Origin of the sequence: Azorhizobium sp. AG788, from assembly GCF_943371865.1 — a bacterium.
Lineage (GTDB): Bacteria > Pseudomonadota > Alphaproteobacteria > Rhizobiales > Xanthobacteraceae > Azorhizobium.
In genome coordinates, this window is record NZ_CALRWL010000001.1 from 175,632 (window position 1) to 189,451 (window position 13,820).

Here is a 13,820-nt window from a genome sequence, read left to right on the forward strand (position 1 = left end):
ACCGGCTCTGAACCGCCAAGAGGCGGCCGGGGGAAGCGGCCGCCTCTGGAGGGGGAAGTGGGATCACTCGACGTCGGGATCGAACGCCGGGCCCCAGTGCGGATCAGCGGCGCCGACCAGCGAGCCGATGCCGGTCTGGTGCACGGCGGTAGCGGCGAGCTTGGGCATCAGCAGCGGCTTGAGGGTTTCCTGGGCGGACACCGCATACTGCTGGGCATTGGTGGGGCCGATATCCGGGCCGGCGAAGGCGGCGGTGGACAGGCCCATGAGGGCGACGGCGGTGCCGAGGGCGAGAAGGTCTTTGGTGTTGAACATGGTCGTGACTCCGGTTCGAGAAGCGGAAGAAGAAGAGGAAGGGGACGGGGGAGGGGCGATCACTCGACGTCAGGATCGAAGGCCGGGCCCCAGTGCGGATCAGCGGCGCCAACCAGAGAGCCGATGCCGGTCTGGTGCACGGCGGTGGCGGCGAGCTTGGGCATCAGCAGAGGCTTGAGGGTTTCCTGGGCGGAGACCGCATACTGCTGGGCATTGGTGGGGCCGATATCCGGCCCGGCGAAAGCGGCGGTGGACAGGCCCATCAGGGCGACGGCGGTGCCAAGGGCGAGAAGCTTGTTGGTGTTGAACATGGTCGTGACTCCGGTTCGAGAAGCGGAAGAAGAAGAGGAAGGGGACAGGGACGGGGACTGGGACAGGGGAGGGTGGATCACTCGACGTCGGGATCGAAGGCCGGGCCCCAGTGCGGATCAGCGGCGCCGACCAGCGAGCCGATGCCGGTCTGGTGCACGGCGGCGGCGGCGAGCTTGGGCATCAGCAGAGGCTTGAGGGTTTCCTGGGCGGAGACCGCATACTGCTGGGCGTTGGTGGGGCCGATATCCGGGCCGGCGAAGGCGGCGGTGGACAGGCCCATCAGGGCGACGGCGGTGCCAAGGGCGAGAAGGTCTTTGGTGTTGAACATGGTCGTGACTCCGGTTCGAGAAGGGGAAGAAGAAGAGGAAGAGGCGGGGGAGGGGCGATCACTCGACGTCGGGATCGAAGGCCGGGCCCGAGTGCGGGTCGGCCGGGCCGATCAGCGAGCCGATGCCGGTCTGATCCACGGCGGCGGCGGAGAGCTTGGGCGCCACCGGGTTCAGGCTCTCCTGGGCGGAGACCTGATACTGCTGCTCATTGGTGGGGCCGATGTCGGGGCCGGCGAAAGCGGCGGTGGACAGGCCCATCAGGGCGACGGCGGTGCCAAGGGCGAGAAGCTTGTTGGTGTTGAACATTGTCTTTACTCCGTTTCGGTAAAGACAACTTAGCAAGCGTCCCCAGTTGTTCGTATTCTACGTGGGGATCATCAGGTCATGACTAGGGCTGGAGCGCTCATACGAAGGTTTGAGGCCGCACGCCCGGTAGCATTCAGCCTGGGGCAAAACCGGTTTTAGCCGCAGCGGCGGGACTGCGCTGGGGCGGATCACGGCACGCCCATCCCGCCACGCAGCGGACAGACAGCCGCCGCGGATTCCGCCTGACCGCGGACAGACCGGTGCGGGCCTAGATACTGCCGCCGATCCACGCTATAGCTGGATCGAAGTCCACGGACAGTTCTCCTGCAACATCACGATCCATGCTTTGAGCGTCAGATTGCGGCGGTTGCAGCAACAAGGTTAAGCGCTGGCGAGCGAACCTAGTCGATCCGGCCATGCAGGACGCTGCGACCACTCTCAATGCCTGCGCTCCGATTATCGACGGGCACTGCACACTGGTCCTGCTCTCCTTCAGCAGGCAGATGGGTTCCGCGAAGCGGATTGCGTGGTTGATGTCATGAAGAACCGCCACACCCGAAAGGAAAGTGGCCGCCTCCCATGCGCCGCAGAGGACCGGGAGGCGGCACGGGCTTACTTGGCAGGCGCAGCGCGTGGGGCGGTTGCGAGGAGATCGGCGAGGTCCTTCGCGTAGAACTTGGCCATGCTTAGCGTTGCATGGCCTCTCGTGTCCGCGCTGGCGGGGACGAGCAGCACGCGGCCGTTCTTCACGTGCTTGATCTCGCGGTCCATGATGCCGGTTTCGGGCGGGTTGCGCTCGTCATCGGCGGAGTTGATGGCGAGCAGGGTAGCCGTGATCTTGTCGAGCCCGGGCGCCGCATTGTAGTCGCGGGAGGCATCCCACTGGTACAGGAAGTCGTTGGCGTCCACGGTGAGCGGCATCTTCAGCCTGGCGTCCAGGAGGGCGTCAGCCTTCTCACGGGTTGGCGCCATGTTCTGCAGGGCCAGCGTACCGCCATTGGTGGCGATGCCGAAGAAGACATTCGCCACCTGCACCGCCTTGGGCTGCTGCGTGTAGTCGCCGCCCTTCCAGTCGGGATCGTTGCGCACCGCATCGATAATCATGCGGCGCATTATCCAGTTGCGGCTCGACATTTCGGTCGGCTGCGACGCCATCGGCACCATGATATCCGCCATGTCGGGAAATTTGGAGCTCCAGAGCCAGGCGTGCATGCCGCCCATGGAATAGCCGATGATCATCCGCAAGTGCTTGACACCAAGCCCTTTGGTCACGAGGTCGTATTGGGCGCGAACCATGTCGTCGTAATTGTAGCGCGGGAACTTGGCGCGCAGCCCCTCGGACGGCTTGGAAGAGGTGCCCGCTCCGATCGAATCGGTGAGGATGACGTAGTAGCGGCGGGCATCCAGCGGTTGGCCTGGACCGAACAGTTCGCCGGCAAAGGCAGGGGTCAGCATTGAGGCGGCCGAGCCGGTGGTTCCGTGCAGGATGAGGACCGGCTCGCCGGATGGCTCTCCCACGGTGGTGTATCCGAGCTTGAGCTCGGGCAGGACCTCGCCGGTGTGGAACTTGAAATCCTTGGCGATCCACATGCCGGTCTTGGGGGCGGGGTAGTCGGCGGCGAAGGCGTTGGCCATCACCGCGACTGCGAAGGTGGTCGCAATCGCCACCATGCGCAATCCGCGCATTGTCATGCTCATAGTCGTCTCCGTTTCTTCCCTATCAGGTCGGGTTGGCGCCCGGTTCTGCCTGACTTTTTGTCAGGCAGTCGCCCACGCGGTTTCGCGTGGGACTGGTGACCGACCCGGTAGGGCCGGTGCGTTCATTTTTCGCTGTTTGGTAACTTTTCGCAAGCGTTCGAAACCAAACTTGGGCCAAAAGCGAAAGAAAACGAAAACAAAACGACAGAAAGTGACGAGCCGGTGCCTTCACTGCCGCTTGTCCGCCTTCCGATGAACGAGGCACGCCCCAGCCGAGTTCCGCTATCAGAGCACCGGTCATGTCTTGCGCCGGCCGTTCCGGGTGGGCAATGGCGATCTGGAGATAGTGCCGCCGTCCGGCATTGTGGTGGATGCGGCGAAGCGCTGATCGCCACGCTCGTTGTCGGCGGCGGCATCGGCATCAGCGCGAGCTTTGTTGCGGCGCCTTATGTGGCGCGGGCCGAATTGGCGCCGATCCTACTGCCGTCACGCGGGACAATATCACGACGGTCTGGCCCGAAAGCCGCCGCTCCAACGCCGCCGTACGCGCCTTCCTCAGCGATCTGCAGACGGTTTTTCCGCAGCGAATGGCGGCGTTCGACTGACGGACTCCGAGGTCAGCCGCACGAGGTGCGATGGGGGGCAGCGCATTGGTTCGGCGGCTGACCCGCCCCGATTGAGTGGTCCAGTTTGACGCTAAAGCCGCTCGGCGTCCCCGGCCACCACGTCGCGCAGGCGGCTGGTGGCGGCACGGCCCAGCACCAGGGTCTCGCCGACCCCCTCCAGCGTGACGCGGGAGCGGTTGCGCGAGGGGGTGTCGAAGCTGCGCAGGCGGTCGCGATTGAGGATCAGCGAGCGGCTCAGGCGCACGAAGGGCGGGGCGGGCAGCACGGTCTCGAAATGGCTGAGGGTGCGCCAGATCAGCAAGGGCGGCTGGTCCGCCAGCACCACGCGGGTGAAATCGCCCTCGGCGCAGAGCGCGGCGATCTCGGCGGGGGCCGCCAGCACGGTGCGGTTGGGGGTGCGCAGTTCCAGGATGTCCCGGCCGCTGCCGGCCTCTCCCGCGCCGTCGGGCTCCGGCGGCGGGCGGTTGCGGCGCAGGCGGGCGAGGGCTTCCGCCAACCGCTCCGGCCGCACGGGTTTCAGCAGATAGTCCACCGCATCGGCGGCGAACGCATCCACCGCATATTCCGCATGGGCGGTGACGAACACCACCTTGGGCGCCGGCTCCAGGCGCGAAATCAATTCGAAGCCGTCGCTGGCGCCCAGATCGATGTCCAGGAACACCGCGTCGGGCTTTTCCGCCGCGATCAGCCGCACCGCGCCCGCAAGGCTGTCGGCGGCGCCCAGGATGGCCACGTCCCCGTGGGCGGCGAGCAGCCGGCGCATGGCGCGGATGGCCAGAGGTTCGTCATCGACGATCACGACCCGGAGCATGGTTCGCCCTCCAGCAACAGTTCCGCGACCACCACGTCGCGATGGGTGCAATCCTCGGTCTGCGGCCCGGCGGGTTCCTGGCGCAGGCTGAAATGGTGCCGTCCGGGATAGTGCAGCGCAAGGCGCCGGCGCACATTCTCCAGGCCGATGCCGGTGCGGGTGAGGGCGCCAGTGCCCGCCGGCGCCAGGGTGCCGCTGTTCTGGATCTGCACCCGCAGGTTGTCGCCTTCCGCATGAATGCGCACCCGCACATCCAGATGGCTTTCCCGGTCGCCATATTTGACCGCGTTTTCCACCAAGGGTTGCAGCAGGAAGCTGACGATGGCGCGGGGCGCGGCAGCGGGGTCGGTCTCGATGGCGGTGTGCAGGCGGGGTCCGAAGCGGGCTTCCTGCACCCGCAGATAGGCGGCCAGCGCCTCGGTCTCGGCGGCGACGGAGACCACGGTCTTGTCCACCCCCGCCAGGGAATGGCGCAGATAGGCGGACAGATCACCCAGCATGGCCAGAGCGGCGGCGGGATGCTCGGGGATCTCCTCCGCCACGCCGTTGAGGGCGTTGAACAGGAAATGCGGATCGAGCTGCAGCCGCAATTGCTGCAATTCCGCCCGCAGCGCCTCGGCCTCGGCCAGCGCGGCGCGCTGGCGGTCGGTGCGCCCGCCCAGCTCCGCCTTGACCCAGAAATAGGCCAGGCTCCACCCGGCGAAGATCAGCATGTAATAGGCCAGCGGCGCCAGCACCTCCTGCCGGGAATTCCAGTCGGGGATGTTCCAGCCCATGGGCGCGCGCACCAGGGTCATGGCCGAGACCACCGCCACCGCGCTGGCGGCGCTCAGCAGCAGGATGCAGCCGAACGCCAGGCCCGACAGCCGGCCATCGAACCCCATGCGCCCGAACGCCGCCCGCAAGGTGGCCGCCACCAGCATCAGCAGCGGCTCCATGACCAAGGTGATGGTCAGGGCCAGGGTGAAGCTCTGGTAGACGATGCTGCGGGTGGCCAGATCCACCAGGGAAAACACCCCCCAGACCACCAATTGCACCCGCCAGAACACCGGTATCTGATACCACCAGATGCGGAAGCGGCCCTGGGCGGTGGTGATTCCATCTCCGAATATCGACACGTCCCACCCCGCTCGAACCTGGGTCTTTGCGGCTCTCAGCGGAGGTAACGGCATTTGCGGGCGAGGGGCAAGACGGGCCGCCGCAGACCTTGGGGAAGGCGGGCCGGGCGGCCTCGTCGTTTTTCCGGGCCGCTTCACCGAGTACCGCAGGCTTGGCCTTAAAATCCCCGGCCGCTTTGTGAGACGAACGCTCCAGAAGCACGCTTCACGCCGTGCAGAAGGGAGCGCCGATCATGACCGACACCAGCAGCACCGAAGGCCGCATCTTCGTGGTCGACACCGCAGGCGCGGACATCATTGGATTCGATCCGGCCAAGGACAAGTTGGACCTCGGCGACAACTCGGTTCACAACTTCATCATCGTCGACACCCCCACCGGGGTCGGCTTCATGAACCCGTGGTCGGGGGAGACCTTGATCGTCCAGGGGGTCTCCCTGGCGCAATTGACCATCGACAGCTTCGTGCCGATCGTGAACGACCATCTGCGCCAGACCCTGTCCGGGGCGCTGGCCTGGGAACAGGGCATCGTCGAGGCGCCGAACACGGTCTATGCCCGTTCCCACGAACTGGGGCAGATCGACAAGGTGGCGTTCGATCCGGCCACCGACGTGGTGGACTTCCGCTATTTCGGCACCCGCGAACAGATCTATATGAGCGACAGCGCGGAAGGGGTGATCATCTCCAATTCCGGCACCGGGCAGGCGCTGATCCTGCTGGGGGTGACCAAGGCGGAATTGAGCGTCACCAATTTCGTGTTCTACGCCGCCGAGGTGCGCGAGGACCGGGTGCACCTGCAATTGGGCTTCACCACCGTGCCGGACAGCCAGGTGATCGCGCAGGGCGTGGCGATGGCCGGCACCAACACCTGGCCGACCGCGGCGGGCGGCGGGGATGCTCCCAGCGGCGTCACCGGCACCACCTATGCCATCGAATGGGACTATGACAGCAGCACGGTGCTGACGTTCAACCCGGCGGTCGACAAGCTCGATTTCGGCTGGTTCAAGGCCCATGAGTTCGACATCACCGAGGTCAACGGCTCCACCGTGATCTCCATCACCAACAACCACCAGACCTATACGCTGACCGGCGTGAGCATCGGTGAACTGGCGATCAACAATATCATCGCCTTGGACACCACCGCCCGCGCGGAATGGCAGAGCGCGATCGATGCGGCGCCCAAGCCCGTGACGCCGCCGGTGATCAACCTGTCCGACGGCCAAGTGGTGGAAGGCGATGCCGGCACCGCGCAGATGGTTTTCACCGTCTCCTTGTCCCATGCGGCGGATGGGCCGGTGAGCGTCAGCTATTCCACCCTCAACGGCACCGCCACCGCCGGCGCGGACTATGCGTCCGCCGTGGGCACGGTGACGTTCGCCGCCGGCGAGACCGAGAAGACCATCACCATTTCGGTGAGCGGCGACACGCTGCATGAGTTCAACGAGGCGTTCAGCCTGCAATTGTCCTCGGCCTCCGGCGCCAGCATCAATGACGGCTCCGCCGTGGGCACCATCGTCGACAATGATGCGGACACCAGCCCGGGCGTGCTGCCGAAGATCTCCATCGCCGACATTTCGGTGGTGGAGGGCAATACGGACATGGCCCATTTCCGCTTCCAGGTGACCTTGGACAAGGCCTCCACCGAGACCATCACGGTGCACTATTCGTCGTCGGATCTCACCGCCACTGGCGACACCGATTACGAGATCCTGGACGGCACCATCACCTTTGCGCCGGGCGAGACCACCCAGACCATCCACGCCCACATGTATAGCGACACCACGATCGAGCCGGACGAGACCTATACCGTCACCTTGTCCGCGCCCACCAACGCCACCATTGCCGACGGCACCGCTATCGCCACCATCGTCAATGACGATACGGCCACCGCGCTGCCGACGATCTCCATCGCTGATGCCACGGTGGTGGAAGGCAATAGCGGCAGCGCGACGCTGAGCTTCGTGGTCAGCCTGTCGGCGGCCAGCACCAGCGCGGTGACGGTGAGTTATGCCACCGCCAATGGCACCGCCACGGCGGGCTCGGACTATACCGCCGGCACCGGCACGGTGACGTTCGCGCCGGGGGAAACCTCCAAGACCATTCAGGTGGCGGTGGCGGGCGACACGGCGGTGGAAGCCAATGAGACCGTCACCGTGACGCTCTCGGCCCCCACCAATGCCACCATTGCCGATGGCGCGGCCACCGGCACCCTCACCAATGACGATGTGGCGGTGGTGGTCCCCACCGTGTCCATCGCCGATGCCACCCTGGTGGAAGGCAATAGCGGGACCACGGCGCTGAGCTTCACGGTCAGCCTGTCGGCGGCCAGCACCAGCGCCGTCACGGTGAGCTATGCCACCTCCAATGGCACCGCCACGGCGGGCTCGGACTACACCGCCAAGACCGGCACGGTGACGTTCGCGCCGGGCGAGACCACCAAGACCATCCAGGTTTCCGTCACCGGCGACACGACGGTGGAGGCCAATGAGACCTTCACGGTCGCCTTGTCGGCGCCCACGGGGGCAACCATTGCCGATGGCTCGGCGCTGGCGACGCTCACCAATGACGACGTGGCCACGGTGCCCACGGGCGGGGCGGCGGTGGACTACAGCGTCACCGGCAATTGGGGCTCCGGCTTCACCGGCGCCATGACGGTGGAAGCGGGCAGCAGCGCGCTCACCGGCTGGACGGTGGAATTCGACGCCAGCTTCACCATCACCAACATCTGGAATGCGGTGATCGTCAGCCATGTGGGCAATCATTATGTGCTGAAGAACATGAGCTATAACGGCAGCGTCGGCGCAGGGAAGGACACCTCCTTCGGCTTCCAGGCGACGCCGGGGAGCGGCGGCACGGCGGCGGACGGCTTCCTGATCAATGGCGCGGCCTCCGGCGGCGGCACGCCCACCCCGACCCTGCCGACCCTGTCGGTGTCGGACGCCACCGTGGTGGAGGGCAATGCCGGTTCTTCGGATCTGGCCTTCACCGTGACCCTGTCGGCGGCCTCGGCCACGGCGGTGACGGTGGCCTATGGCACCGCCAACGGCACCGCCACGGCGGGCGCGGACTTCACTGCGGCTTCCGGCACGCTGACCTTCGCACCGGGGGAGACCTCCAAGGTGGTGCATGTGGCGGTCACCGGCGACACGGCGGTGGAGGCGAACGAGGCCCTCACCCTGACCTTGTCGTCGCCTACCAATGCCACCCTGGCCGATGGCGTCGGGGCCGGCACCATCACCAATGACGATGTGGCGGTGGTGGTGCCCACCCTCTCCATTGCCGATGCCACCTTGGTGGAAGGCAACAGCGGCACCACGCTCATGAGCTTCGTGGTCAGCCTGTCGGCGGCCACCACCGGCGCAGTGACGGTGAGCTATGCCACCGCCAACGGCACCGCCACGGCGGGCTCGGACTACACCGCCAAGACCGGCACGGTGACGTTCGCGCCGGGCGAGACCTCCAAGACCATCCAGGTTTCCGTCACCGGCGATACGGCGGTGGAGGCCAACGAGACCTTCACGGTCGCCTTGTCGGCGCCCAGCGGGGCGACCCTGGCGGATGGCTCGGCCACCGCCACGCTCACCAATGACGATGTGGCCAGCGTGCCCACGGACGGGGCGGCGGTGGACTACAGCGTCACCGGCAATTGGGGCTCGGGCTTTACCGGTGCCATGACCGTGGAAGCGGGCAGCAGCGCGCTCACCGGCTGGACGGTGGAGTTCGACGCCAGCTTCACCATCACCAACATCTGGAATGCGGTGATCGTCAGCCATGTGGGCAACCATTATGTGCTGAAGAACGCCAGCTATAACGGCAGCGTCGGGGCGGGGAAGGATACCTCCTTCGGCTTCCAGGCAACGCCGGGGAGCGGCGGCACGGCGGCGGACGGCTTCCTGATCAATGGCGCGGCCTCCGGCGGCGGCACGCCCACCCCGACGCTGCCGACCCTGTCGGTGTCGGACGCCACCGTGGTGGAGGGCAATGCCGGCACCAGTGAACTGGTGTTCACGGTCGCCCTCTCGGCCGCCGCCGCCTCGGCGGTGACGGTGGCCTATGCCACCGGCAACGGCACGGCGACGGCCGGCGCCGACTATACGGCGCTGAGCGGTTCGCTCACCTTTGCCGCCGGAGAAACCTCAAAGGTGATCCGGGTGCCGGTGACCGGCGACACCGTGGTGGAGGCCAATGAGGCCCTCACGCTCACCTTGTCGTCTCCCACCAACGCCACCATTGCCGATGGCGTCGGGGCCGGCACCATCACCAATGACGACGTGGCGCCGGTGGTGCCCACCGCGTCTGTGGCGGACGCCAGCGTCACCGAAGGGGCGTCTGGCACCACGGACCTGGCCTTCACCGTGTCGCTGTCCCAGGCCACCACCACGGCGGTGACCGTGAGCTATGCCACGGCGGACGGCACCGCCACCGCCGGCTCGGACTATGCGGCAGGCTCTGGCACCATCACCTTCGCGGCGGGCGAAACCTCGAAGGTCGTCCATGTGGCGGTGAATGGCGACACGGCGGTGGAAGCCAATGAGACCTTGAAGCTGATCCTCAGCCAGCCCACCGGGGCGACCATCGCCACCGGCACCGCCACCGGAACCATCGTCAATGACGATGTCACCCCCGGCGGCACCACGCCCACGGTCTCCATCGGCGACACCACGGTGACCGAGGGCAATCCCACGGTGGCCACCGAGACCGGCTGGTTCAGCACCTCGGGCAACCAGATCATCGATTCCGACGGCAACAGCGTGCAGATCGCCGGGGTGAACTGGTTCGGGTTCGAATCCAACACCGGCTCGCCGCACGGCCTGTGGACCCGCGGCTACAAGGAGATGATGCAGCAGATGCTGGACGAGGGGTTCAACACCATTCGTCTGCCCTTCTCCAGCGACATGCTGCACCGGACCGGACAGGCCGGCAGCATCGACTACAGCAAGAACCCGGATCTGGCCGGCCTCACCTCCCTGCAGGTGATGGACAAGATCGTCGAGTATGCCGAAGAGATCGGCATCAAGATCATCCTCGACCACCACCGCAGCAGCGCCGGCGACGGCACCTCGTCCAATGGCCTGTGGTACGATAGCAGCCACTCGGAAGCCTCCTGGATCGCCGACTGGCAGATGCTGGCCACCCGCTACGCGGACAACACCGCGGTCATCGGCGCCGACCTGCACAACGAGCCCTATAACGGCACCTGGGGCGACGGCGGCACCAATGACTGGGCGCGGGCGGCGACGGACGCCGGCAATGCCATCGGCGAGGTCAATTCCAACTGGCTGATCTTCGTCGAGGGCATCGGCACCTATCAGGGCCAGAGCTATTGGTGGGGCGGCAATTTGATGGGGGTGCGCGACCATCCCATCGAGCTGGAGGTGGACAACAAGCTGGTCTATTCGGCCCACGACTACCCCAACTCGATCTATGAGCAGTCGTGGTTCCAGAGCGCCGACTTTGCCGAGGACCTGCCGGCCAAGTTCGACCAGATGTGGGGCTTCATCTACAAGGAGGAGATCGCCCCGGTTTACATCGGCGAATTCGGCACCAAGCTCACCGATCCCAAGGACGTGGCCTGGTTCGAGGTCATCACCGCCTATCTCGGCGGCGACTTCAACAATGACGGCGTCAAGGACACCGCCGAGGGCGAGCATGGGCCGAGCTGGACCTTCTGGTCCTGGAACCCCAACTCCACCGACACCGGCGGCATCCTGCAGAACGACTGGACCTCGGTGAACGAGAACAAGATGGTCTATCTCACCCCCATCGAGTCGCCGTTCCCGGCGCTGGACGGCAGCGGGGAGACCCCGGCGGGCGTCTATGCGGAGTTCCAGGTCACTTTGTCGGAAGCCTCAACGGTCGCCGTAAGTGTCGAGTATCATACAGTGGCATCGGACGCGGCTTCCGCGGCGGATTTCACTGCCACAACCGGGACCGTGGTGTTCCAGCCGGGCGAGACCACCAAGGTGATCTCGATCGCCATCACCGCCGACAAGGTGGCGGAGGCAACCGAGCATTTCGCCGTAGTGCTTAGTAATCCCGTGGGAATTACCATTGCGGAGGAAACCGGGACCGGCACCATCCTGGACACTGACGGCACCACCACCACCCCGACGACCCCCACCACGCCGACCACGCCCACGGACGCGGATCTGCATGGAACACTCACGGTGGTCGATGCGTGGAATAGTGGGTTCAACGCGAGTATTTCCGTCCATAACGACGGAACCATCCCCACCACGGGATGGCAGGTGAAGCTGGAAATGACCAACGAGATTTCCAGCATCTGGAACGCCGAAATCGTCTCCCACGACGCCGACGGCTATGTGATCCGCAACGCCGCCTGGAACGGCACCGTGGGGGCCGATGCGGACATCAGCTTCGGCTTCACCGGCACTGGAACGCTGGATGCCAGCCATGTGGGGCTGATCTTCTGAGCGGGCGGTTTCAGCGCCCCTGACAGGCAACATCGCAGCGCCGGGCCTTGGGTCCGGCGCTGTCGTAACAGGCTGAAAATACGATAGATTTAGACGATCCGACGCAGGTCGTCCTGGGCTTTGAGCAATGGGGGCAGCAGCTTTTCCGGCATGTCCGCCAGGCTCATCCGGGCCGCCTGGACGCCCACATTGATGGCGCACACGATCCGCCCCTGGCTGTCGAACACCGGCACCGCCAGCGAGCGCAGCCCCAGCTCCAGTTCCTCGTCATTGACCGCATATCCGCTCTCCCGCACGGCGGCGATGGCCGCCCGCAGAAGGCTTTCGGTGGCCTGGGTCTTGGGCGTGCGCCGCTCCAGCTTGGCGGTGGCGAAATAGCGGCTCAGCCCCAGCTCGTCATACTGCCCCAGAAGCACCCGCCCCAGCGAGGTGCAATAGGCCGGCAGCCGGGTGCCGACCCCCAGCCCGATGGACATGATGCGCTTGGTGGCCGAGCGGGCGATATAGACAATTTCGGTGCCGTCCAGGATCGCCGCGGACGAGGATTCCCCCGTGATTGCAGATATTTGCTCCAATGAGGGCTGAAGGCGCGCGGGCAAGGGCGAGGACGAGACATAGGCATAGCCCAGCCGCAGGATGCGCGGGCTGAGCGAGAAGAACTTGCCGTCGAATTCCGCATAGCCGAGCTTGGTCAGGGTCAGCAGATAGCGCCGCGCCGCGGCGCGCGTCAGGCCGGTAATCTCGGCCGCTTCCGACAGCGACAGCCGCGGGCGCGCCTCGTCGAACGCCTCGATGATGGCGAGCCCCTTCTCCAGTCCGCCGACCATGTCGCGCGGGTGGAAATCCACCGTGCCGTTCGTCATCGCAAGCCGTGCCTTGGTGTCCTGATTTGTGCGAATAACGCACAACGTGCGTTATTTTGCAAATACTGTTGACGACACCCCGGACTCCTCCCATTCTGAGCTGAATAGCGAACTATGTGCGATATGCGCACAAGTTGGGAGGCGCGGTTGGTTCAGTTCCTCACTTTGTCCGAGGCGGTGGAAGCCTGCCTGAAAGACGGTGACACCGTCGCCATGGAGGGGTTCACCCACCTCATTCCCCACGCCGCCGGCCATGAGGTGATCCGCCAGGGTCGCCGCCACCTCACCTTGATCCGCATGACCCCGGACCTGATCTATGACCAACTGATCGGCGTGGGCGCGGCGGACAAATTGGTGTTCTCCTGGGGTGGAAATCCCGGTGTCGGCTCCCTGCATCGCCTGCGCGACGCGGTGGAAAACCAGTGGCCGCAGCCGCTGGCGCTGGAGGAGCACTCCCATGCCGCCATGGCCAATGCCTATGAGGCCGGCGCGTCCAACCTGCCGTTCGCGGTGTTCCGCGGCTATAAGGGCGTGGACCTGCCAAAGGTGAATCCGCTCATCCGCTCAGTGACTTGCCCCTATACCGGTGAGGAATTGGCCACGGTCCCGGCGATCCGCCCGGATGTGGCCATCATCCACGCTCTGCGCGCCGACCGGGCCGGAAACGTGCTGCTGGAAGGCATTGTCGGGGTGCAGAAGGAGGCGGTCCTGGCCGCTCGCCGCGCCATCGTCACCGTGGAAGAGGTGGTGGACGATTTCGGCCCCCGCTCCCCCAATGCGGTGATCCTGCCGCACTGGACCATTGCCGCCATCGCGGTGGTGCCGGGCGGAGCCTACCCCTCCTATGCCACCGGCTATTACAAGCGGGCCAATTCTTTCTACAAGGCCTGGGACGCCATCTCCCGCGACCGCGACACCTTCCTGGCCTGGATCCGGGAGAATGTCCTCGCCAAGCGCCCGGAGCATTTCGCCCAACTGGTGCGCCGCGCACCGCAAGCGGCCTGAGGGAGG

At 65.8% G+C, this 13,820-nt stretch carries 11 protein-coding genes; 2 read left to right on the plus strand and 9 right to left on the minus strand.

All coding sequences use genetic code 11. The features are described from left to right. Window positions 1-63: 63 nt before the first annotated feature. The 8 genes from AAG816_RS00745 to AAG816_RS00780 all read right to left on the minus strand — a co-directional run bounded on the left by AAG816_RS00745 (window position 64) and on the right by AAG816_RS00780 (window position 5,515). A complete protein-coding gene (locus AAG816_RS00745) occupies window positions 64-315 on the minus strand; it encodes a hypothetical protein (RefSeq protein ID WP_341987382.1) in 252 nt (83 codons plus the stop codon). A gap of 59 nt (window positions 316-374) precedes the next feature. After that, the gene (locus AAG816_RS00750) at window positions 375-626 is read right to left on the minus strand and encodes a hypothetical protein (RefSeq protein WP_341987383.1); all 252 of its coding nucleotides are present in this window, start codon (window positions 624-626) and stop codon (window positions 375-377) included. Window positions 627-703: 77 nt separating this feature from the next. After that, window positions 704-955: a hypothetical protein gene (locus AAG816_RS00755; protein WP_341987384.1), complete on the minus strand. Its 252-nt coding sequence runs from the start codon at window positions 953-955 to the stop codon at window positions 704-706. A 58-nt stretch (window positions 956-1,013) separates the two neighbouring features. Further along, window positions 1,014-1,262, minus strand: coding sequence for a hypothetical protein (locus AAG816_RS00760; RefSeq protein WP_341987385.1), 249 nt, complete (start codon window positions 1,260-1,262; stop codon window positions 1,014-1,016). A 612-nt stretch (window positions 1,263-1,874) separates the two neighbouring features. Then, window positions 1,875-2,933 (minus strand): alpha/beta fold hydrolase, encoded by a 1,059-nt coding sequence (locus tag AAG816_RS00765; protein ID WP_341987557.1) that lies wholly within the window; start codon window positions 2,931-2,933, stop codon window positions 1,875-1,877. A gap of 49 nt (window positions 2,934-2,982) precedes the next feature. Further along, window positions 2,983-3,261, minus strand: a complete 279-nt coding sequence (locus AAG816_RS00770; RefSeq protein WP_341987386.1) for a hypothetical protein — start codon at window positions 3,259-3,261, stop codon at window positions 2,983-2,985. 395 nt (window positions 3,262-3,656) lie between these two features. Continuing rightward, the gene (locus tag AAG816_RS00775) at window positions 3,657-4,397 is read right to left on the minus strand and encodes a LytTR family DNA-binding domain-containing protein (protein ID WP_341987387.1); all 741 of its coding nucleotides are present in this window, start codon (window positions 4,395-4,397) and stop codon (window positions 3,657-3,659) included. Beyond that, window positions 4,382-5,515 (minus strand): histidine kinase, encoded by a 1,134-nt coding sequence (locus AAG816_RS00780; protein WP_341987388.1) that lies wholly within the window; start codon window positions 5,513-5,515, stop codon window positions 4,382-4,384. The genes AAG816_RS00775 and AAG816_RS00780 overlap by 16 nt, the downstream gene beginning before the upstream one ends. Before the next feature lie 233 nt (window positions 5,516-5,748). Here AAG816_RS00780 and AAG816_RS00785 point away from each other — a divergent pair, with 233 nt between their 5' ends. Further along, window positions 5,749-11,946 carry a Calx-beta domain-containing protein gene (locus tag AAG816_RS00785; protein WP_341987389.1) on the plus strand — a complete coding sequence of 2,066 codons (6,198 nt, stop codon included), beginning with the start codon at window positions 5,749-5,751 and terminating at the stop codon, window positions 11,944-11,946. 89 nt (window positions 11,947-12,035) lie between these two features. Here AAG816_RS00785 and AAG816_RS00790 read toward each other — a convergent pair whose 3' ends face one another. After that, a complete protein-coding gene (locus AAG816_RS00790; protein ID WP_341987390.1) occupies window positions 12,036-12,809 on the minus strand; it encodes an IclR family transcriptional regulator C-terminal domain-containing protein in 774 nt (257 codons plus the stop codon). Between the two features lie 147 nt (window positions 12,810-12,956). Between AAG816_RS00790 and AAG816_RS00795 the strand changes: the two genes are divergently transcribed. After that, a complete protein-coding gene (locus AAG816_RS00795) occupies window positions 12,957-13,814 on the plus strand; it encodes a CoA-transferase (RefSeq protein WP_341987391.1) in 858 nt (285 codons plus the stop codon). Window positions 13,815-13,820: the final 6 nt, after the last annotated feature.